The organism is Brucella tritici (assembly GCF_008932285.1).
Taxonomy (GTDB): domain Bacteria; phylum Pseudomonadota; class Alphaproteobacteria; order Rhizobiales; family Rhizobiaceae; genus Brucella; species Brucella tritici.
Genome location: NZ_WBVY01000002.1, coordinates 122,386 through 143,283, shown reverse-complemented (window position 1 = coordinate 143,283; position 20,898 = coordinate 122,386). Strand labels below are relative to the sequence as shown.

Genomic DNA, 20,898 nt, shown 5'->3' with positions numbered 1-20,898 from the left:
GGGTGCACGGGTGCACAACTTACAGGACATAAAAATGAATCTCGAAAATGCAGGTAATGAACTGAAAATCGTCCGACAGGAAATTTATGAGGACACGGGAAACATCATGGTGACGATTGAGCACCCAACCTCGTCGCACGAAGGTTTCAAGCAGACACGTGTTGAACGGGGCTTACTGAGCAACATCCAGAAGTTGAAATCTGTGCTGACCAACAAGGGCTTGCCACACATAAAAAACTTTGGAAGCCAAGTAGAGCGGATGCTTCAGCAAAAGGATTCGGAAACAGTCACAATAGTGAAAAAGGCGTCATGGCGGCCTGACGGTTTCATTTGTCGCTACGGCTTTTTTCCCACTGGGCAGAATGCGGATGCGAAAGCCGTTCAACAGGTTCGATTTGATCCTGACAATAAGCTAAACCACGGTGCGTCAGCTCGAGGAAAGACCAGTGAGTACTGGGCCGGGCTCAAAGAACCTTTAAAATACTCGCGTTATTTGAGGCTCTCATTGGTAGCGGCGCTGGCTCCACCGCTTGCTGCGTTTTTGGGGCGAGAGGGCGGTGTTAGCTTCAATATTTCTGGAGAATCCAGTCGAGGCAAAACGCTTGCGCTGCGTGTGAACCTTTCAACAGTGACCAATCCGTCGGAATCCGCACTCATCAACCCAGACAATTCCGACGTCTTTTCGACGTCAAATCAATCTGCTTTTAGTGGCATCTGCACGCCATTTGCGGATTTAAAGCTAATTCAGGGAGATGAAACTGAGGTTTTCAAGAAACTGAGGCTTTTGACGTTCAACAACAATGATGGCGCGACACGGCACACCGTGCTTTCAACAAGCTCGACAAGCCCACTGTATTCGATTCAGCTTTTCTCAAGCGAAGAGACACTGAAGGATATGTTCAAATCACCGAAGCTCAAATTTGAAAATGGAAATATGGTTCGTCTCATTGATCTGCCGCTGCCGGATAATGAAAAGGGAATATTTGATTTACTGAAAGACGAAGACGGCATTGGAGCGATCAGTCTCTTCAACCAGGTCAAAGAAACTATCGAGAAGAATTATGGACGTCTTTTCCCACGCTGGATTAAAAGTCTCTCTCAGCAGAAACGAGAGGAAGTTGCAGCGGCTGTAAGGAAAACGGAAGAAGCGTTTTTAGCCAATGTGGGCAACCATCCAAAATTGAAGGGTAGAGAAATGCTTCCGCAAAATTTACGCGTTGCGGAACATTTTGCTTTTCTTGCAGCGACAGCTCGTATGGCTCATCGTCACAAGCTATTGCCTGGAGATTACTATCAAACCATGAAGAACCTCTGTAGCGTAGCTATTTGCAACATGTCTCAGCCGAATTCTGAGATTGTAACGAAGCTTAACGCGTTTCTAGATTTCGCAATGGATCATAAGAAATTTCCACTAGTCACGAAGGGTAGCCCGGTTTCACAAAGCGAGGTGCAACACGGGTTCAGGAGAGACGAGAATGGAAGGGCGTGCTTATTCGTATATCCGAAGGCGATGGACAGATATGCGCGCATAAACTCTGATGAATATAGATGCATCTTAAATGAGCTTTCGCAGCGCGGTGCCTATAAAAAACCTGCGGGAGATGCATATACTCAAACTGTTCTACAAGCTGGACTAGATAAGCAGCGGATGCTTAAGTTTAAATTGGATAAACTGAAATAGTCTAAATCACAACCGTGAAACAACATATGGCAAAAACGTGATTTTGCCATATGTTGTAATTTGTTGAAGGCTTTGCTCTTTCAGTATCTGCCAAAAGGATCGATTTCATCCCTTTTGAAAAGCTAGATGTGATCGAGCTTTTTCTAGATAACTCTGATAACATCATGGATTCTTCAATTATCATTATAGATAGAATATTTATAATTACGCGTCGCTAAGCAATATCGGAACAATTGCGGCGTTCTCCGAGTTTGTCTCACGCAGCAAAATCTATGTCTTCAACGAACATAGGGGGAGAGTGAGATGGGTGAGTTGTTGTTTTGGATTGTTCTGGTGGGACTGCCAGTGCTTCTCGTAAGCGGCTTCGCATATGCACACTATCTGAAGCGCACTGGTGGTACCAAGCCAGGCGAAGATGGCGCTTAGCGGAAGAAGGGCTAAATCGATGGCACGCCGTGCAAACTGGAAAGGGCAGTTGAAAATTGATCAGCTTTTGTGCCCCGTTGCACTTTTCACAGCGGCATCAACGTCTGATCGTGTGTCATTCAATCTGATAAATCGCAAGACCGGAAACCGCCTCAACCGGGAATTTGTTGACGGTGACACGGGCAAATCGGTGCCGCGGGAAAATCAGGTCAAGGGCTATGAAGTGTCGTCGGGCACCTATTTGAGTTTCGACGAAGCGGAAATCGCCGCGGCCATTCCCGAAAGCGACAAGACGCTGAATGTCACCCGATTTGTCAAATGCGACGAAATCGACGATGTCTATCTCGACCGGCCATATTATCTTACCCCAGTCGGCGACAGCGATGGTTTCGTACTCGTTCGCGAGGGTATGAAATCTGAAAATGTAGCCGCAATTGCCGAGACTGTCCTTTTCCGCCGCGCGCGACAAGTTCTGATCCGTGCCGACGATGATGGTCTGATAGCCACGACGCTCAATTTCGAATATGAGGTACGAGCGGCAGCGGAGGCATTTGCCGACTTGGGCATTTTCAAGTTCGATCAAGAAATGCTCGACCTGGCGCAGCATATTATCGACACCAAGATGGGCAGTTTCGACCCCGCAGGCTTCGATGACCGGTACGATGCAGCACTGGCAGATTTGATAAAGGCGAAGATTGAGGGGAAGCCGCTCAAGAAGCCGGCTGCGCCGAAGACTGCCGAGGTTATCGATCTCAAGGAGGCTCTTCGCAAGAGTGCAAACCTAGGTCGGGTCGGGCAGGCGGCGACCAAAGCAATAAAAGGCAAAGCCAAGTCCGGGGCGGCATCTGGAACAAAGTCTAGAAAAAAGGCCGGCTGATCATGGGACAGTCACTCGAAACCTATCGCAGGAAACGCGATTTTACCCTGACTAACGAGCCGCGCGGTAAGTCTTCGCGCACAAAACGCGAGCTCTTTGTCGTGCAAAAACATGATGCTCGCAGACTGCATTATGATTTTCGCCTTGAGATGGATGGCGTGCTGAAAAGTTGGGCTGTGACGCGAGGTCCAAGCCTTGTTCCTGGCGAAAAGCGACTGGCCGTGCATGTGGAGGACCATCCGCTTGAATATGCGGACTTCGAAGGCACGATCCCTAAAGGCGAGTACGGTGGTGGTACAGTTATCGTCTGGGATACAGGGCGTTGGAAATCCACTGCTGATGCACATCAGCAATACAAGAAAGGGCATCTTGAGTTCGAGCTCACAGGGGAAAAACTCAAAGGTCGCTGGCATTTGATCCGGATGCACGGAAAGCCAGACGAGAAGCGAGAGAATTGGCTCCTCATCAAGGGGGAGGACGAATTTTCCAGAAATCCTGGTGAACCTGACATTCTTGTAGAGATGCCGAAATCGGTAAAAACCGGCCGCGCCATCGCCGATGTCGAACACGAAGCGCCAGGATGGTCATCGAAAACTGGTTCGATCAACAAAAAGTCGAACGCTCAAGGGGATGGTGGGGGCGCAAATATCAAAAATGCGAAGAAGCGACCGATGCCGAGTTTCGTCAAACCTGAGCTCGCTACGCTCGTATCAGTTGCTCCAGATGGAAACCGCTGGCTTCACGAGATCAAGTTCGACGGTTATCGCATCCAGGCTCATATTGCGGGGGGCAAGGTCGCCCTTTATTCGCGTGGGGGACTGGATTGGACTGAAAAATTTGGCCAGCAGATTGCCAGAGATCTTGTTGGTACGAGCGTGAACGAAGCCATATTTGATGGGGAGATCGTTGTCGAAAGCCAGTCGGGACTGTCTGACTTTTCAGCTTTGCAAGAGGATCTAAGGGAGGGACGTTCTGATCGATTCGTTTATTACCTCTTCGATCTACTGCATGTTGATGGCAAAGACCTTCGCCAGACGCCTCTGGTTGAGCGCAAAACGTTGCTCGAAAAATTAATTTCTGCATCATCGTCAACACTTCGCTTCAGCGAGGCCTTTGATGCCGATGGGGCTGCGGTACTGAAGAATGCCTGCGGACTTGGCCTTGAGGGCATTGTGTCGAAGCTCAGGGAGGCATCTTATAGAAGCGGTCGCAGCAACGATTGGCGTAAGTCGAAATGCATTGGACGACAGGAATTCGTCATTGCAGGCTATGTTCCGTCGACGGTAACGCGAGCGGCAATCGGTTCGCTCCTTTTGGGTGTACAGGATAAGAAGGGGCTGGTTCCCGTAGGCCGGGTGGGAACAGGCTTTTCGGTCAGGATTGCAAAAGAACTTTACAAACGGCTGCAAGCCATGCGGCAGGGAGGGAGCCCATTCGCCGTGCCGCTGACGGCAGATGAAAGGCGCGGAGCCAAGTTCGTTACGCCGCTGCTGGTAGCGGAAATCGAATTTCGTGCCTGGACTGCCGATAAGCGATTGCGTCACGCGTCCTTCAGGGGGGTACGAGACGATAAGGCTGCCAAGGACGTCATATGGGAGAAGCAAACCATGTCACCCCGTATTTCCAGTAAAGGCTCCGAGGAGATCGACGTGAAGCTCACACATCCCGACCGGGTTTACTGGCCGGGCGAAGGTGTCACAAAACAGGGTCTCGCAGATTATTATTCCGCTATCTGGTCCAGCATCGAACCTTTCATCGTCAACCGCCCCCTGGCATTGTTACGCTGCCCAACCGGAATTGACGGAGAACACTTCTTTCAAAGGCACGCGTGGAAGGGGTTGAATGAACATATTATCGAAGTTCAAGATCCAGAGAACAAGGAAGAGGAGCCTTATATCAGCATTCGGGACTTCAACGGGCTGATCGGTCTGGTGCAAGCCGCGACGCTGGAAATTCACCCCTGGGGTTCTACGCTCAAAAATTGGGAGCTACCGGATACGTTGACAATGGATCTCGATCCGGGTGAGGGCGTTCCATGGTCGCGCGTGATCGAAGCCGCAATCGAGACCAAGGAACGTCTGGAAAAACTCGGATTGAAGACGTTTGTTAAAACGTCCGGTGGCAAGGGACTACATGTGGTCGCGCCATTGAAGCCGAAGGTCGACTGGGACGCCCTCAAGAGCTTTACAAAGGCTATTGCCGACCAGATGGCTGCAGACAGTCCTGATCGCTATGTTTCGACGATTTCCAAGGCCAAGCGCAAAGGCAAAATTCTTATTGATTATCTGCGCAATCAGCGCGGCATGACTGCTGTAGCACCCTATTCGCCGCGGGCACGTCCTGGTGCTGCAGTTTCCATGCCGCTTGGGTGGGACGAAGTGACGTCAGCAATAGGCCCCGTCCATTTTACTATTGTCAACACGCCGAACCGGCTGGCCGCATTGAATAGCGATCCCTGGCAGGATTTTCGCAGCGCGGAAACGCCGCTGCCTAAGCTGAAGAAATAGGCAGAACTCTTCGCATCAGCTTTTTGTATTTTCACCGGCAAGGCTTTTTCGTAGGGCATCCATGATGTTGATAACATTGCCTTCGGTTTCAGGTGCCGTCTTGCGCGGCTTCGATACCGATGCCGTTTTCTTTTTCTTCTTTGCAGCAATCATCGACTGAAGGTTCTTCTGCATTGGGTCCTGAAGAAAATCGGGTTTCCAATCTTCTGTCTTGCCCTTGATGAGCCTGCGGACCATGGAAAGAAGCTTCTTGTCGGGTTTGCTATCTTCAATAGTGGAAAAGTAGTCGGTGGCATTCCGCACTTCATCGCCGAAACGCAACGTCCACAAAACAATTCCGCGACCGCGCGGTTCGAGAAGCACTGCTCTTTCGCGTCGGTACATGACAAGCCGGGCCAGACCGAAGACTGCGCTTTTAACCATTGCCTCCCGGATGACGGAAAAGGCTTCTTGGCCCACCTTGTCGGAAGGCGCGAGATAATGCGGCTTGTCGTACCAGATCCAGCCGATACTGTCCCTCGGTACGAACTTGTCGATGTCTATAGTTCTTGTGCTCTCAAGCGCCACAGCCTCCAGCTCATCCTCTTCAAGAATGACATAACTTCCGTCACCTTTATCGAACCCTTTGACCTCGTCATCATCCCGCACTGGCTTGTGCGTAACCGAATCCACGTATCGGCTGATCACTCGGTTGCCGGTCTCAACATTCAGGGTGTGGAAGCGCACTTTCTCGCTTTCGCTGGTCGCAGGTGTCAGCTCCACTGCACAGGTGACGAGCGAGAGTTTGAGATAGCCTTTCCAGAAAGCGTGGGGCACGAACTGATCCTCCGGAAGAACAGGATAACCTGTTTGAAGCCCGATAGTTCCCGATTAGATTTTTTCCGTCTGGGAACCTGTTGTGGTTTGTAGTGGTTATTCGGCAAGGAAAGTACGACTGGGGTTGCAAATTGCTTAAAAAGTCTTCCGCTGTTCCGCTGCTACAAAACAATGCTGCTCATGGGTTGGTCCATGTCAGCGACACCGCGCCGGGAATTAGGCGCCTGCGTTGTGGAGCCGGGTTTCGTTATGTTCGGTTTGACAAAAAGGCGATTTCAGTCGCGGATCGAAACAGGATTGCTAAGCTTGCCATTCCGCCTGCTTGGAACGATGTCTGGATATGTTGCGATCAGCGCGGACATATACAGGCAACCGGGCGTGATACGCGCGGAAGAAAGCAATATCGTTATCACTCCGCGTGGATGGCGATGCAGGAGGAAACCAAATTTTCAAGTCTGCCAGATTTCGCCGGTGCACTCAGCCGACTGCGCAAAGTGGTCGATATCGATATGCGGCGACGCTCGCTCTGTCGTGAAAAGGTCGTTGCGACCGTCATCTGGCTGATGGATCGACTATTGCTGCGGGTCGGAAATCCAGATTATGCACGTGACAACAAGAGCTTTGGGGTCACTACGCTTCGCAATCGGCATTTGCGGGATGAGCGTGGCGGATTGCGGCTCGCATTTACTGGCAAATCGGGCAAAATGTGGAGTCTCAAGCTTTCCGATAAACGAATTGCGCGTATCATACGCTCCATACAGGAACTGCCTGGGCAGCAGTTATTTCAATATATTGACGGGGCGGGTGATCGCTGTCCCGTCTCCTCTCAGGATATAAATGACTATCTGCGAGTGACTATGCGGTCCGATTTCACGTCGAAGCATTTTCGAACTTGGGCTGCAACGGCAACTGCCCTTGAGTTGCTACGCTGTCTCGATTTGCCCGACAGTGACAGGGCGCAAAAGCAAAGGCTTAATAGCGCAATCGATAAGGTTGCGCACATGCTCGGCAATACAAGAACGGTATGCCGGCAGTCTTACATACATCCTGCCATCCCCGAACACTGGCTGGCCGGAAAACTTGGCTCGCAGATCGATGCCGCTGGAGCTATCCGGCTAGTTGCGCCCGAACTTAGCGATGCCGAGCGTCGCACTTTGAAATGGCTACTTTTCATCGATGCGGAAAAGAGCTGACCAACGGATGACGATGGCTGTTGACGGCTCGCGATCTCGCGGCACGATGCGGTTATGGATTGGCAGGCACAGAACGCCATTGGTCATCATGATGGCTAGATCAACATGTTTTAGGTTAGCGGAAAGACTTAATTAACTGCTTTTAACAGTAGGTGGCGAAATGTCGGCTCTCGATCTGGTTGTGACATTAATACTACAGACATATTTCATCTATGAGTTATCTTTTAAATAACGAAATAACCTTAGGCTATTAGGTCACGGAGAAATGCCATGAAAATTAAGTCTCTTCTTTTGGCGTCAACTGTTGCTCTTATTGCTACAACGGGTGCGAAAGCTGCTGACGCTATCGTTGAGGAGCCTGCGCCGGTAATCGTTGCTGAACCTAATTTTAGCTGGACTGGCGCTTATATTGGTGGGCAGATCGGCTACGGGTGGGGAAAATCGGAATTCGAAGATGCTTTCCGTGTGAAACCGGACGGTTTTCTCGGTGGTCTTTATGCCGGTTATAACTTTGATGTCGGCAATAACTTCATTCTCGGTGTCGACGGCGATATCACTTATAATAATCTAAAGGACAACTACAGCGCTACTGACGGAGATATTGCTGGTGACCTTGAGAGCAAGTTGCGGTGGTCGGGTGCTGTTCGCGCACGGGCCGGTGTCGCATTTGATCGCTTCATGCCCTATATCGCGGGCGGTGTTGCATTCGGTAGTGTGAAAAACACGCTTTCAGCAACGGACGGTGTGGATGAAATCAGCGTATCGCAAAGCAAAACCTATACTGGCTGGACGGCCGGTGCGGGTGTGGACTACGCTGCTACTGACAACCTCATTCTGCGCCTTGAATATCGCTACACTGATTATGGTAAGAAGGACTTTGATTTTGGCACGGATGTAAGTGTCGAAGACAAGTTCAAAACACATGACGTTCGTTTAGGTGTAGCTTACAAGTTTTGACAAGCATTATCTCAGAGATATGAAAAGGCGGCCCACGAGGTCGCCTTTTTGTTGCGAAGTCTCATGAGTAACATTCGCCTGGCATTTACGCTTTGAATCCAATATGTTTTTCCTTGGTCGCCTTTGAATCTTCCGCATACCGGTATGGAAAAATTTATGGATAGTGCAGTGCTTTTCTTGCATGCGCGTGGACAGTCGGCCGATGAAATCCGGATGTTGGATTGGAACAGCAATCCAATCGGAAAGCCAGAAAACTGGCCCACCTCTCTGATAACCGCGGTTCAGATGATGCTGGCTTCGCATTTCCCAAAGGCCATTATCTGGGGACCGGAATTCACCACGATTTATAACGATGCCTTCCGACAGATTCTCGGTGAGAAAGAGAACTGCATGGGAGCTTCATTCCGCGATATTTGGGCCGAGGCTTGGGATGAAATTCAACCGATGGTCCAGAAGGCCTATGCGGGTGAAGCCATCTTCATTGAAGACTTTCCCTTGGTCATCGATCGGCACGGATACCCCGAGCAATGTTATTTTACCTTCTGCTATAGCCCGATTTATAATGAACGGGGACAAATAGCCGGCATGATGGATACTGTCATCGAGACCACGACAAAGGTTGAAGCGGAAAAACATGCTCGCATACTGAATGCCGAACTCGCTCATCGGATCAAAAATACCTTTAGCATAGTAGCGGCGATTGCTGGTCAGACTTTCAATAACAATGCTGATGAAGAAGTGATCAACACCTTTACCAGACGCCTGTTTGCACTCGGAAATGCACACGATGTGTTACGATTGGGCAAAAGCTCCGAAGGTTCGCTTCGTCAGATTGTGAGCGGAATAACAAACGCGCTGGCGGTGGCGGATCGCGTACAGATAAGCGGACCGGATGTGCTGATCGGCCCTAAAGGAGCTTCAACGCTGTCGCTTCTAATTCACGAACTGACCACCAATGCGATCAAATATGGCGCTCTTTCAAACAATGAGGGTCATGTGCTGTTGGAAGTAGCTGTGTCAAAAAAACAGGATGATGCAGTTTTCTCGTTGCGTTGGGCTGAATTTGGCGGGCCACCTGTTATCGCGCCAACTAAGACCGGGTTTGGTTCCAAGCTCATAAAAATGGGACTGTTAGGCGCCGGTGAGGTTGACGCTGACTATGGAACCGAAGGGTTTGTTGCGAAATTCTCTGCCCCTCTTCGCCAGTTGCAGGGTGAAGGTCGTCTTTTTGACTCTACTTAGTTGGCTCAGGAATGCTTAATTCTAGTCCCCCGCGTCATGAGCTTTATTAAACGGCTGACAGATGGGTATCTGACGTGTTTAGGTCGCTTTGAGATGGATTCTGAAAGGTCATGCTCAGCCAAAGAGTTAAGCCAGAATTCTTGACATCGAAGCGGCATTTCGAAAGCAAGTCTTGCGTCTTCGGTACTCCCAATGTCGTGCGTGCATAAAAGGCAGACCGTGATAGCGACGCTGAGACTATCTAGTTTGAACCTATTCCATTGAGACAGCAATATATTCTCGGCATCTGCGACTGTTCTCACCGTCTGCGTGAAGCCGTCCGCAATTTTAATGACCAAAGCGTCATCCCGGTGTACCATTTTCCATGGCGAGCTTATAATCGCGGACAACAAGGGGAGCAGGTCAAACCCTTCATCAATTTGAAAGTTCCGTGGTTTGCCAAGTCTTATCGCCAGGAGTCGATCAGCTCATCCGTGCAGACGAGTTCCAATTGCTCACTAAATCGTTGGTGACAAAGAGAGATAATTGCGTCGTGGGTTTGATCGAAAACGCTGCATACTGCATCGTGGACAATGATCACCCGATATCCGCGATCTACGGCGCCCAATAGTGTTGCGAGAACACAAAGATCGGTCTCCGCTCCGCTAACGATTAAAGTATGAACGCGCCTTTTGTGCAGATATCGCTGGAGGAAGCCTTCGGTCCAGGGGGAGTAAACAGTCTTATCGAGTACAACAGCAGGCGGCGAAAAATCTCCTAGCGGGTCCACGAGGTCGATGAATGACGGATCGATACGATTGAGAGTAAGGGTTTCCCACTTGCGGTAATAACCTCTCCATGCTCCCAGGGCAGCGTCGGGTGACCTTGGAGGTATAAAGCGGGTAAAGATCGTTTCTTCACTGCGCTGGGAGCAGATATCCACGATATTGGGCAAGATCGCTTCAATCCATGGCACGTGCCAAGGCGAAGCAGGTCCGAAAAGATTCTGCATGTCTATGCATAGATGCATGCAGCCGCCTCGCAAATCTCCGCGTAGAAGCCCGGTTTCCAGAGGCATGTTATCCTTCAAGTCTTTCTACGACGATTTGCCCACAGGCTCCCTCAAGCAGACGCAACATCCGCGCCGTTGCTTCGTTCACCGCGTCGGCTGTTGACAAGTGAACATGCTGCGGGTTCTGGAAGTAGACAGAAACGGCAGTTCCTTCATCGTCAAAAAACTGAACCGAATAAGCTTCATCGTCTTCCATCGAAACGACTTGGGTTTCCATAGTCATTTGCCAAACTCCTGCCAAATATGCCGAACCCGCCAGAATTGCTTTCGTTCCAGATTGAAATACCCGAGGTTTCAGCGACGAGCGAAGCCGAATACGGCTGATTCCCACGCTCATCGCGCTCCGCTTCACAACCGTACGCTATCGTACAGACAGACCTTGCGGAGGAACTAACTGGCTGGCTGGGCCTTACCTTACCTGGGGAAGGAGGAGACACATGCCCTCGATATCCGAGTTCGAAGAAGAGTTGCTGGCACTTGGACCTGCGCTTCATCAGTTCGCCAGAACGATGTACCACCAGCGTTCCGACGTAGAGGATCTTGTTCAGGAAACGCTATTAAAAGCTCTGTGCAATCGCGATAAGTTCGTCCCCTATGGATCGCTCAAATCCTGGCTGTTCACGATCATGAAGAACACATTCTGCACCAGGATCAAGAGATCCCGCCGCGAAGATGCAATTGAGGATTGGGAGGGACCGACAATCAACCCATCACAGGATTGGGCCATGGAATTGCAGGATGTCGGGGAGGCTTTCTGTAAACTGTCGCCGGCATATAAGAGCGTTCTTGACCTAGTGATATTTCGCGGGCTGAGTTACGAAAAGGCTGCGATGGCGGCAGGCTGCACGGTCGGAACGATCAAGAGCAGGCTTAACAGAGCAAGAGCGCAACTCGAAAGCGACTTGTATCCGGCTGAAAAGAGTCTTCGGAAACGATAGCTTAAACGAATTTCTGCGAGTGATTGGTGTTGGCCGCGAAATCGTGATGCCGGATCTCAAATCGTGAGTGAGCGAGCTTTGCAGCTAGCTCTGAAATGTAATTAAGATCACGCAAGCCGCTTTCATATAGTCGTATTATGCACTCTGCGAGCTCAGTGGCCGAATAAGAACGGTCACTTTCTTCGAGAATTATTGCAGATTGAGCAAAACAACTACGCATGAAATTAACTTCAACTGATGAGTAAATTCTGCTGGCTTCATTAAATAACGGCATGTCAGCCTCCATCAAGAAACGAAGCTTCAATGATACGCTGTTTAATGGACTTAGATAGTCTTAAAACCTGTTCTTTCGCATTGGTGCGGTAGCGTACCGAAAAAAGCGTTTACCGATTGCTTCTCGGAACCAACCATCCTTCCGCGGTGTTTCCACTTCATGATGATGGAATGAGGATCACGAAATGCCGTTTCCTCCACAGAATGCCATTGCTAACAAACTTTTGGCTTTGCTTCCGCCCTCCGATTATGAAGCCCTTATCCAGGAAACTACTTATGTGGAACTTCCGCGTGGGACGGTGCTTGCAGAAACGGGGAAACCGATCGCGAAAGTTTATTTTCTTACGACAGGTATCGGCTCGGTTATTGTGACGACCGCCGAAGGAAAACGTGCAGAAGCGGGAATTTTCGGCTTCGATGGGTATATTCCAACGTCTGCAATCGCTGGTGTCGAAAACAGTTCTTATGACGTCCTGGTTCAGGTTGCTGCGCAAGGTTATGAAATGCCTTATGAGAAGTTTCGCCGGTGGATGGACGAAAGCCGCAGTTTTTCCAGGATCATGATCCGCTCTATCGAGGCGTTTTCCGTTCAGCTTGCCTATACCGCCGTCTCGAATGCCATTCATGAAGTCACGCAACGATTGGCCCGATGGTTGCTGATGTGTGATGACCGAATATTAGGCAAAGAAATAGCAATCACTCACGAGTTCCTGTCGATAATGCTTGCAGTTCGTCGGCCAAGTGTCACGAATTCTCTTCATGTTCTTGAAGGATTGGGCTTGATCAAGTCTGAACGAGGAGTTGTCTTTATTCGTAATCGTCACGGGCTGGAACGCTATGCTCGAGATGCCTATGGCTGGCCGGAAAAGGAATACGTGCGGCTGATGCAGGGATTTGAACCTGTCGATGACGTCTAGTTTTGAGCGCCGAAAAGCTGGCTATATTCTTCTTCGGGTTTTCCGTAGGCTTCGCCAGCAAATTCTTCGAGACCCCTACGGTCACGTATTGTGATGCGGCCTCGCTCTGATCGCACCAGTTTTTTGCCTTCCAGTAGGTGAAGTCCTGTCGTAATGCTGGGGCGTCTTACACCGAGCATGAGAGCGATGAAGTCGTGGGTCAGGATAATTTCATCCCCGTCAACACGATCATGTGACATCAAGAGCCAGCGCGCCAGCCGCTCGTGAACATGCAAGTTTACGTTGGCCCAGACAGTATAAGAAACCTGTGAGGCAAAAGTCTGAATGTAACGGGCCAACAAACTGGCAAACACGCTGTTGCGATTGATTTCCTCTCGTGCAGCACTGACGGCAATCCGATGACCATAGCCGCTGACTTGCATGATAATTTCATGAATGCTGGTTGTAGCGCCAACCGCTCCTGACGTTGGTGAAAACCCTTCGCGTCCGACCATGCCAGCCTCTGCCAGCTGACCTCTGGTCGATACGGCGATGACCGAACTGATCCCGCCGCAAAGAAAGTATAGATAGTCGATCGATTGATTGGCCCTGACAATAACTTGACCACGCTCAAGCGTGACAGGTTCCAGGGACGAACAAATACTATTGAGAATATCTGGAGGCAGGCTCTTCAACAGGCGGTTGTGCAGTTTAGATTCGTCGTACATCTGTGCTACTTCGGGCAAAGTACCAGCTATTCGCCGTTGTGCCCCCCAACTCTCTTTGACGGTTGGGGTTCTATAACACTCTGATCCGGCAAATGATTTTTGGTACGGTAGCGGACAAATCTGGAAATGAGTTGCGACCGAATTTTCCTTTGACGGCAAGCTGAAACTTTTTGTCCCGCTATTGGTTGCATCTTCAAAACTCGAAAACAGGAGGCACAGATAATGCAATTCAAACTGTTGGGAGAAGGAGCGGGGCAGCGGATCTCGTCGTCATTCTCGCTCCGGAAGAAGCGGTGGTCGCGACACTTACCCGGTTTGTCCAGAAAAGGGATTTAACGGCAGCCTCGGTGACCGCGATTGGAGCTTTCCGACGCGCTACGCTTGGATTTTTCGACCTTGAGCGACAAGACTATCACCGGATCGAACTTGACGAGCAGTGCGAGGTACTCAGCTTGCTGGGTGATTGCGCTTTGGGCGAAGAGGGCAGTCCGATTCTTCATTTGCATGTGGTTTTGGGAATGCGTAACGGTGAGGCGAAAGGCGGGCACCTGATTGAAGCCTTGGTGCGGCCGACGCTCGAAGTAATGATTAAGGAAAATACCAGCACTATGGTGCGGACCTATCGACCGGAATGCGGCATAGCCCTGATTGATCCACGAAAATAACAATGCAATGGAGCCATGGCCGCAAAGCGAACGAGTACGCATCACAAAATCGGCTTGCCGCCAGTGACTGCTATTGTAGCGCCGGACGTGAAACTCGATAGCGGGTCTGCCAGCATGACATATGCGGAAGCGAGTTCCGCTGGTTGGGCCGGTCTTTTCATTGGCGTCTGTTTGCCAAAATTCCGTACCGCGTCCTCAGGAAGGGTCGACGGTATGAGTGGGGTCCAAACCGGGCCGGGCGCGACCGCATTGGCACGGATTCCCTTTTCTGCAAGAAGCTGGGCCAACCCAGCGGTAAAATTCTGGATCGCACCCTTTGTCGTCGCATAGGCCAGAAGAGTTGGATTCGGCATATCTGAATTGATGGAAGCCGTATTGATGATCGCAGCGCCGGGTCTCATATGAGAAAGGGCCGCTTTTGTCAGATAAAACATCGCATGAATATTGACGCGAAATGTTAGCTCCCATTCTTCGTCGCTGATATCACCGAGTTCGGAGAAACTTGCCTGATGAGCGGCGTTGTTCACCAGAATATCGATTCCGCCTAGTTCGCCTACCGCACGATCAATCAGGTCGCGACAGGTTTGGGCATGCTGGATGTCGCATTTCATCAAGACGGCTTTTCGACCGTCTTTCTCGATAAGCGCTTTGGTTTCCAGTGCATCCTCATCCTCTTCCAGATAAGCAATCAGGATATCCGCGCCTTCCCGTGCAAATGCAATCGCAACCGCACGACCAATGCCGCTGTCTCCTCCAGTAATGATTGCCCTCAACCCCTTCAGTTTCCCCGAACCGCTATAAGTTGTTTCGCCGTGATCCGGTTTCGGATTCATCTTATTGGTTATGCCCGGCATCGGTTGCTGCTTTGTTTCGAATGGTGGCTTGGGATATTGGCTTTCCATATCGGCTTGTCCTTCCTTTTCACCCTGTCGCCCTAACAACGAAATACGCTGCTTGTTCCAGGCGTTCAGAAGCATTTGAAGGAGAAACAGTGATCAATAGATTTGGGAGGACTATTAATGTTCCACGTTACAATGAAGAAACAATGCTTCCGCTATTGTGGACAGGTCTCTGTGGCGCGCGCTGAGTACAAATCCTGCGAAGCCCAGGCTGTCCAGGATGGGGTTGTCTGATAGGGCGAATATGAAGGGTATGGCGCTCTGTTCCAGTTCGGCGACAACCGGAAGCACCGCTTCCGGTTCCAGAGTGACATCCATAACAACAGCGTCTACCCTCTCACGTTCCAGATAATACAGTGCTTGATAAGCCGTGTTTACCGGACCGAGAACGACAGCGCCAGCCTTCGTCAGACAGGCTCCTGCTTCCTCTGAAAGCAGAAAACCATCTTCAAAAACCAAAATGCGCTTTCCTGAGAATAAACGCATTGTATCATCGCTAGATCTAATCATTACAAACAGTTGGCCATGTCTGAAACCGAATGACAAGATGTCTCGTGCTGATTTCGCATCACGAACCACAACGCGATTTTGCGAATGCAAATGCCTGGATAACATCATCTAGGCGCGTTCCACGATATCGTGGAGCTTATGACGAGCGCGATGCAGGCGGCTTTTCACCGTTCCGATCGAGCAATCGCAAAGCTGGGCCGTTCGTTCATAGCTTTTGCCCTCCAACACTACCAATGCCAGAACGCGGCGATATTTGTGAGGCAGGGTTTCCATTGCTGTTTGCACGTCGTGCGCCTCGAGCGTCAGCTCCTGCGAGGCTTTGACTGAAGCTATGGGTGAAACGCACTCGCTTACGCCCGGTGCTTCACGGTTCTGGATGCGAATACGCGTGCAGAACGTGTTGCGCATGATGGTGAAAAGCCAGGATTTCAGGGGCGAATAGGGAACGTATTTTTCTCGATTGGCCAGTGCTTTCAACAATGTTTCCTGAACAAGATCCTCAGCATCTTCTTTCTGACGGTAAAATGTGCGGGAAAACGCGCGCAAAGCCGGTATCATCTCAACGAGATGTTCCGGCTCCAGCATGTAGTCGGGATTTGGCTTGAAAGACATCGTCTTAGCCTTTCCGAACAAAAGTCCGGTTTGAGAATGGGGCGGCACGAGACCGCCCCTTTGAATTACGAATTCTTATGGCTCTGTTGACCTGCCTTTACATGCTGCTCATGGGTTCCCCCACGGGAAGACGTCTGCTGCTGTTGCTTGTCGCCGCCTCCGCTGCTCGCATGCTTGCCATCGTTCTTGTGGCTTTGCTGGCCGGCTTTCACGTGTTGTTCGTGTGTGCCACCTTGCGTGTGGTTCTGTGCCATTCTCTTTCCTTTCAGTGGTTTTAGACCATTGATTGTTGGGAGTGGAATTTGTCGCGCGTGACATAAGCCTAACAAGACAGAGCAAATGATGTTCCGGGAAAATGACTGTAATAAACTTCACGTTTCGGCGGCGCGCTCGAACTCCGCGACTTTGGCCAGTTCTTTGAGAAACATCGCCCGTTCGCGATCAAAGCCGCTCTGGGCACGTAAGCGTAGCAGGTAGGATGGGTGGATCGTCACAAGGATAAGGTGGTTCTCGAACTCGAGAGGGATGCCGCGTATCGCTGCGATTTTCATCGGCTTTCCGAAAAGGGAACGGGCGGCAACTGCGCCCAGCGCAACGATGATGTGGGGTTCAACCAGTTCAATTTCCTGCTGGAGCCACCAGCGACAAGCTTCAATGTGGCTGGTTGACGGGCGCTGGTGAATGCGTCTTTTACCGCGCTGTGTATGTCGAAAGTGTTTTACCGCATTGGTAATATAGCATCGCTCGCGTTTGATACCGACTTCGTTTAGGCAGGCATCGAAGAGCCGACCTGCAGGGCCAATCAAGGGCCTTCCTCCAATATCCTCCTTGTCGCCAGGTTGTTCGGCAACAAAGAAAACTCGGGCGCCGGTGCGCCCTTCGCCAAAAACCGTCTGTGTTGCATTTTGATAGAGCTCACAACGCCGACAAGTCCGCGCTTCCGCGCAGACTTGTTCAAGATTCTGTTGGCGACGGGTGATTGCTGGTACTGTCATCGCCGACCTGTTGCCGAAGGCGGCGTCTGTGATTCCGTGGATGCAGGCGGCTTGCTATTGTCATCCATGAAACCGCGACCGGGGCGCATTTTCCCGTAAAATTCGACTGCGCCCCAGACAATCACGGCCAGTATCAGGCTGGAAATGAGTATCATTAGAATACGCCGTCCATTCAAACCTTGACGGGCCTTGCGCGGATCTACTTCTTTCATAGTCAATCCGCCTAGCCCCAGCGCTGACGTTCGCGTTCAATTTCGTCCGCAGTGTAGGGCGCGCCCGACGCATTGAAGCTCTCCCATCCTTCTTCGATATAAGCATCGCGTCTTTGGCCGATATTGACCCGCGCCCAATCATCAAGAATAGCTTCGACCTTCTCTCGCTCCGTCTCATCGCAACGAACGGCAACCAGAGTACTGCCACGGCGAATGGCTTCGCTATAGGCCTGCGCCTCTTCTTCGGGCACGCCGGTTTCCACGAGAGCGCCCACAATACCGCCTGCGACGCCGCCGGCAGTCGCTCCGCCGACCAGTCCGACCAGTGTGGCGGTGAGCCAACCGCCCGCCACGACCGGACCGACACCCGGTATGGATAGCAGGCCCAGCCCGGTCAACAGCCCGGCACCACCGCCTGCTACTGCACCAAGACCGGCGCCGGTTTCAGCACCTGTGACTGCGCTCTCTTCGTCCTTCAGGGCCTCGCCTGCATATCGACCATCTGTGTTATTCGAAATCAGGCTGATATTTTCAGCCGGAATCCCGGCTTCTTCGAGCGCTCTAACGGCATCGACGGCTTCGTCGTGATTGTCGAATAGACCCGTGATATAAGCCATTTTCATCTCCTTTATGGTGTTGCGACTACAACCGGTCACTGCGTGGTGATGTTTCCCTGAAAGTCGAGAAGAACTTTGACAGGCTGACCGTCACGCGCGGCTTCGGCGCGCCAGATGCCATCTTCGCCGAGTTGAAGATTCATAATGTTGCTGAACCCCTCTTCGGTCAGGCGTTCCTTTGCCTGATCCTCGGTAAAACTGTTCTGCCCAGGCACCGGTGCCTTCGGATTTTTCTCTCCGGGCGTGGTAACTGCGGGAGTCTGAGGTTCTTCAGTAGGTGTAGTTTGGGCAAACGCCGCTGGTGCGAGCAGCAAGAAGGCTGCGCCTGCGAGATTTCGAATAGACCGTTTCATCGTTGGCTCCCTTGTTTCTGAGGGACTGTCCCAACCAATGAACCCTTACATTGTTCCGTTAGCGTGCTCCGAGAACCATTTCTCTGATCCAACGGGTCAAAAGCTGATTGTAGACCTTTTGATGATGGTCTCCGGTAAGTGCGTGATCCGCGCCACCTATCATCCGAACGGTCAACGATTGAGAATTGATGAAGGCAGTTTGATAACTTGCGACCGTGGGATGTGGGACGATGATGTCGTGTTCGGACTCGACCAGCAGTACATCGCCAAGAAATTCTCGGGCCTGTCGAAGTGCGCGGTTATCATCAAACTTTACGAGTGTCGAACGATAGGATTGCAGGTCACTGCGGTCGAGCCGTGCTTTAGGGACTTGCCAAAGCTGGTCACGATAAAGTGCCGGGGCTCTTAATGCCAGCCAACGGACGGGCCGAAATTCGGTCAGCAATGTCGCGAGATACCCTCCATAGCTGCTTCCTATGACCACAATCGAACCGTCTTCGACCATTTTGAGGCTGGCCAGCCGGTCATATGCAGCAATAGCATCGTCAAGATTTTCACCGCGCGTTACGGTTTTGTTGCTGGACAGCAATTCCCCATGGCCGCGCATGTCGAAGGTAAGACAAACACAACCGAGCGAGGATATCGCATTTGCTCTTTCGATATCGCGTTCCTGGCTACCGGCCCAACCGTGCAGAAATAGAACGCCCGGAATGGTGGTATCCGGAGAGATGACAGTCGCGGCCAGTTCGTGCTGGTCGACGCTGACGGCGGTGGCGTTACGGATCATGATAGATTTTCTCTATTCGCGCATATTTGTGGAGAGGTCGTCCGAAATCGTCGTCGCCGACGTAAACGACGAAATCGTCCTCGTTGAATGTAGATGGCTGACCATAGCTCTCGCGCAATACTGCCTGTACGGCGGTAACAGTTTCGTCCTGCGCCAGTTTTTCCAATGCCAGAACTTCGGCAGGGGAGGCACCTCCCACACGCCATGATTGTTCCAATACGCCGCAGCGGACGCCATTTTCCGTTATCGGCCCGACAAGAACGTCGTAGTTTCTGCGCGACGCAACGAGACCGAGATGTTGAAGAGCTGCTTCATCGTAACGTCTGGCATTCTCTACGATCCTGCGTGCAACGGGCGATTGGACTTGGTGAAGCAGAGCGTCCCAGCCGCCGCGCACCACACGCAAACGGCTACCCGCATAAACTTTACTCCCGTCCTCGTCGTGCGAAGTATATTGACGGCCTAGATAGCTTCCGATGTGATCTTCGATCTGGACCTGTCCTACGGAATAGGTGGTAGAGTTTTCAACGTCCTCTTCGACGACGAGCCCGTTCGCAATTTCGCGATCAGATACGGTTTCCAGAAATCCGTCGAGGGCGCGAACGGTTTCGATGACGGTCTGGTCTTTGCCGCCGGACGCATAGGGATTTTTGAATCGAACCTTGTGCTTTTTTAGCAGGGCACCAGCGGCATCCAGTGCATGGCCATGTGAAAAGACCGAAAAGCCGGGTAGAACACAATCCTGTAAACAAGCTGCAAAGTTTCCTGCCCAACCTTCCGGCAAATTGTCATCGTCGTGCCAGTGTGGATGGGTAACGAGTTTCGTAGCCATAAAACCGTGGTGAACGATGCCGCCGTAGAAGTTCTCAATGCTCATTTCGGGGTGCCCGTCCTGGCGGACCAGAGCAAAAGTCGGTACGAAAAACGTTTCGTTGTTCTCGTCAAAGCTTTGCAGGGTGGGCCGCAATTGCCTGCCGGTCAGCGAACATAGGCGGGCAGCCAACGCTTCCACGCTGGCTACATTGTGAGGACTGTCAGAAGACTGGCAAACGACACGAATTTTTCCCGTAGGATCACCCCGGAATAGGGCACTTTCCATGTCATCACCTCGCTAGCGGTCTTGAAAAGTCTGCGCTCAGGCGGCTTCCGCACGGGGATTGGCAGAGGACTCCGCGAGTTTCGTCAGGTCCTTATCGGTCTGACCTTCTTCCTGCAGGGTCTGGTCGAGGAGTTTCGCCACATCCTTGTGGCCCAGGGTTTCGGCCCAACGCTTCAATGTGCCGTAACGCGTGATTTCGTAATGTTCGACCGCCTGGGCCGCAGATATCAAACCGGCATCAAGGGCGGGACTATTCGAAAACTCTTCGATGATCTCTTCTCCTTCAGCGATAATACCTTCAATGGCATCACAGGTCTTGCCTTGCGCACGCTTACCGAGAATCTCGAAGCATTGCTGCAAACGTTCGACATGTCCTTCGGTTTGTTCCCGGTGCTTTTCGAACGCGTTCTTGAGCTTTTCATCAGTGGCCGCTCGGGACATTTTGGGAAGCGTTTTCAATATCTTACGCTCCGCATAATAAATGTCCTTGAGCGTGTCGTAGAATAGGTCATCGAGATTGCGTTGCTTGGTGCTGGCCATTTCCGGCTCCTCCTTGTGGTTATG

At 51.3% G+C, this 20,898-nt stretch carries 25 protein-coding genes; 10 read left to right on the top strand and 15 right to left on the bottom strand.

Annotation, left to right across the window (positions count from 1 at the left end; translation table 11 throughout):
• The first annotated feature begins 34 nt into the window (after nucleotides 1-34).
• From F9K94_RS06205 to ligD, 4 genes are all read left to right on the top strand, one after another.
• Nucleotides 35-1,681, top strand: a complete 1,647-nt coding sequence (locus F9K94_RS06205; protein WP_112813563.1) for a DUF927 domain-containing protein — start codon at nucleotides 35-37, stop codon at nucleotides 1,679-1,681.
• A gap of 303 nt (nucleotides 1,682-1,984) precedes the next feature.
• Nucleotides 1,985-2,107 carry a hypothetical protein gene (locus F9K94_RS24815; RefSeq protein WP_255412162.1) on the top strand — a complete coding sequence of 41 codons (123 nt, stop codon included), beginning with the start codon at nucleotides 1,985-1,987 and terminating at the stop codon, nucleotides 2,105-2,107.
• Nucleotides 2,108-2,126: 19 nt separating this feature from the next.
• Nucleotides 2,127-2,984 carry a non-homologous end joining protein Ku gene (gene ku, locus F9K94_RS06200; protein WP_012093603.1) on the top strand — a complete coding sequence of 286 codons (858 nt, stop codon included), beginning with the start codon at nucleotides 2,127-2,129 and terminating at the stop codon, nucleotides 2,982-2,984.
• Nucleotides 2,985-2,986: 2 nt separating this feature from the next.
• Nucleotides 2,987-5,491 (top strand): DNA ligase D, encoded by a 2,505-nt coding sequence (gene ligD, locus F9K94_RS06195; protein ID WP_151556398.1) that lies wholly within the window; start codon nucleotides 2,987-2,989, stop codon nucleotides 5,489-5,491.
• Nucleotides 5,492-5,506: 15 nt separating this feature from the next.
• Here the strand turns inward: ligD and ku (F9K94_RS06190) are convergent, their stop codons facing one another.
• On the bottom strand, nucleotides 5,507-6,307 hold the full coding sequence (ku, locus tag F9K94_RS06190) for a non-homologous end joining protein Ku (RefSeq protein WP_012093601.1): 801 nt from the start codon (nucleotides 6,305-6,307) through the stop codon (nucleotides 5,507-5,509).
• A gap of 80 nt (nucleotides 6,308-6,387) precedes the next feature.
• On the opposite strand from ku (F9K94_RS06190), the gene F9K94_RS06185 reads away from it, so the two are divergent.
• The 3 genes from F9K94_RS06185 to F9K94_RS06175 all read left to right on the top strand — a co-directional run bounded on the left by F9K94_RS06185 (nucleotide 6,388) and on the right by F9K94_RS06175 (nucleotide 9,699).
• Complete coding sequence (locus tag F9K94_RS06185; protein ID WP_012093600.1) at nucleotides 6,388-7,500, top strand: DNA topoisomerase IB; 1,113 nt, start codon at nucleotides 6,388-6,390, stop codon at nucleotides 7,498-7,500.
• Between the two features lie 270 nt (nucleotides 7,501-7,770).
• The gene (locus F9K94_RS06180; RefSeq protein WP_151556396.1) at nucleotides 7,771-8,457 is read left to right on the top strand and encodes an outer membrane protein; all 687 of its coding nucleotides are present in this window, start codon (nucleotides 7,771-7,773) and stop codon (nucleotides 8,455-8,457) included.
• Between the two features lie 156 nt (nucleotides 8,458-8,613).
• Nucleotides 8,614-9,699, top strand: a complete 1,086-nt coding sequence (locus tag F9K94_RS06175) for a PAS domain-containing sensor histidine kinase (protein WP_036588059.1) — start codon at nucleotides 8,614-8,616, stop codon at nucleotides 9,697-9,699.
• Between the two features lie 445 nt (nucleotides 9,700-10,144).
• Here the strand turns inward: F9K94_RS06175 and F9K94_RS06165 are convergent, their stop codons facing one another.
• Together F9K94_RS06165 and F9K94_RS06160 are read right to left on the bottom strand one after the other, a co-directional pair.
• On the bottom strand, nucleotides 10,145-10,756 hold the full coding sequence (locus F9K94_RS06165; protein WP_151556394.1) for a cysteine hydrolase family protein: 612 nt from the start codon (nucleotides 10,754-10,756) through the stop codon (nucleotides 10,145-10,147).
• Between the two features lies 1 nt (nucleotide 10,757).
• Nucleotides 10,758-11,087 (bottom strand): hypothetical protein, encoded by a 330-nt coding sequence (locus F9K94_RS06160; protein WP_151556393.1) that lies wholly within the window; start codon nucleotides 11,085-11,087, stop codon nucleotides 10,758-10,760.
• A gap of 100 nt (nucleotides 11,088-11,187) precedes the next feature.
• Here F9K94_RS06160 and F9K94_RS06155 point away from each other — a divergent pair, with 100 nt between their 5' ends.
• Nucleotides 11,188-11,688 carry a sigma-70 family RNA polymerase sigma factor gene (locus F9K94_RS06155; protein WP_012093596.1) on the top strand — a complete coding sequence of 167 codons (501 nt, stop codon included), beginning with the start codon at nucleotides 11,188-11,190 and terminating at the stop codon, nucleotides 11,686-11,688.
• Between the two features lie 458 nt (nucleotides 11,689-12,146).
• On the top strand, nucleotides 12,147-12,878 hold the full coding sequence (locus F9K94_RS06145) for a Crp/Fnr family transcriptional regulator (protein ID WP_151556391.1): 732 nt from the start codon (nucleotides 12,147-12,149) through the stop codon (nucleotides 12,876-12,878).
• Here F9K94_RS06145 and F9K94_RS06140 read toward each other — a convergent pair.
• Nucleotides 12,875-13,585: a Crp/Fnr family transcriptional regulator gene (locus F9K94_RS06140; protein ID WP_012093593.1), complete on the bottom strand. Its 711-nt coding sequence runs from the start codon at nucleotides 13,583-13,585 to the stop codon at nucleotides 12,875-12,877. The genes F9K94_RS06145 and F9K94_RS06140 overlap by 4 nt on opposite strands.
• A gap of 170 nt (nucleotides 13,586-13,755) precedes the next feature.
• On the opposite strand from F9K94_RS06140, the gene F9K94_RS06135 reads away from it, so the two are divergent.
• Nucleotides 13,756-14,250 carry a PPC domain-containing DNA-binding protein gene (locus tag F9K94_RS06135; RefSeq protein ID WP_235914749.1) on the top strand — a complete coding sequence of 165 codons (495 nt, stop codon included), beginning with the start codon at nucleotides 13,756-13,758 and terminating at the stop codon, nucleotides 14,248-14,250.
• Nucleotides 14,251-14,291: 41 nt separating this feature from the next.
• Here F9K94_RS06135 and F9K94_RS06130 read toward each other — a convergent pair whose 3' ends face one another.
• The 11 genes from F9K94_RS06130 to F9K94_RS06080 all read right to left on the bottom strand — a co-directional run bounded on the left by F9K94_RS06130 (nucleotide 14,292) and on the right by F9K94_RS06080 (nucleotide 20,874).
• On the bottom strand, nucleotides 14,292-15,152 hold the full coding sequence (locus F9K94_RS06130; RefSeq protein ID WP_151644285.1) for an SDR family oxidoreductase: 861 nt from the start codon (nucleotides 15,150-15,152) through the stop codon (nucleotides 14,292-14,294).
• A gap of 114 nt (nucleotides 15,153-15,266) precedes the next feature.
• Complete coding sequence (locus F9K94_RS06125) at nucleotides 15,267-15,767, bottom strand: response regulator (protein WP_235920573.1); 501 nt, start codon at nucleotides 15,765-15,767, stop codon at nucleotides 15,267-15,269.
• Nucleotides 15,768-16,271, bottom strand: a complete 504-nt coding sequence (locus F9K94_RS06120) for an RNA polymerase sigma factor (RefSeq protein ID WP_043061987.1) — start codon at nucleotides 16,269-16,271, stop codon at nucleotides 15,768-15,770.
• A gap of 65 nt (nucleotides 16,272-16,336) precedes the next feature.
• Nucleotides 16,337-16,525 (bottom strand): hypothetical protein, encoded by a 189-nt coding sequence (locus tag F9K94_RS06115; RefSeq protein WP_080514361.1) that lies wholly within the window; start codon nucleotides 16,523-16,525, stop codon nucleotides 16,337-16,339.
• Nucleotides 16,526-16,642: 117 nt separating this feature from the next.
• The gene (locus F9K94_RS06110) at nucleotides 16,643-17,266 is read right to left on the bottom strand and encodes a UdgX family uracil-DNA binding protein (RefSeq protein ID WP_012093587.1); all 624 of its coding nucleotides are present in this window, start codon (nucleotides 17,264-17,266) and stop codon (nucleotides 16,643-16,645) included.
• Nucleotides 17,263-17,478 carry a hypothetical protein gene (locus F9K94_RS06105; protein WP_036588045.1) on the bottom strand — a complete coding sequence of 72 codons (216 nt, stop codon included), beginning with the start codon at nucleotides 17,476-17,478 and terminating at the stop codon, nucleotides 17,263-17,265. Before F9K94_RS06105 ends, F9K94_RS06110 begins: the two co-directional genes overlap by 4 nt.
• Before the next feature lie 11 nt (nucleotides 17,479-17,489).
• The gene (locus tag F9K94_RS06100; protein ID WP_012093586.1) at nucleotides 17,490-18,095 is read right to left on the bottom strand and encodes a hypothetical protein; all 606 of its coding nucleotides are present in this window, start codon (nucleotides 18,093-18,095) and stop codon (nucleotides 17,490-17,492) included.
• Between the two features lie 35 nt (nucleotides 18,096-18,130).
• On the bottom strand, nucleotides 18,131-18,448 hold the full coding sequence (locus F9K94_RS06095) for a PepSY domain-containing protein (protein ID WP_012093585.1): 318 nt from the start codon (nucleotides 18,446-18,448) through the stop codon (nucleotides 18,131-18,133).
• 58 nt (nucleotides 18,449-18,506) lie between these two features.
• Complete coding sequence (locus tag F9K94_RS06090; protein ID WP_036588041.1) at nucleotides 18,507-19,235, bottom strand: alpha/beta hydrolase family protein; 729 nt, start codon at nucleotides 19,233-19,235, stop codon at nucleotides 18,507-18,509.
• Nucleotides 19,225-20,334: a DUF3182 family protein gene (locus tag F9K94_RS06085; protein WP_080692087.1), complete on the bottom strand. Its 1,110-nt coding sequence runs from the start codon at nucleotides 20,332-20,334 to the stop codon at nucleotides 19,225-19,227. The genes F9K94_RS06090 and F9K94_RS06085 overlap by 11 nt, the downstream gene beginning before the upstream one ends.
• A gap of 36 nt (nucleotides 20,335-20,370) precedes the next feature.
• Nucleotides 20,371-20,874, bottom strand: coding sequence for a YciE/YciF ferroxidase family protein (locus F9K94_RS06080; RefSeq protein ID WP_012093582.1), 504 nt, complete (start codon nucleotides 20,872-20,874; stop codon nucleotides 20,371-20,373).
• Nucleotides 20,875-20,898: the final 24 nt, after the last annotated feature.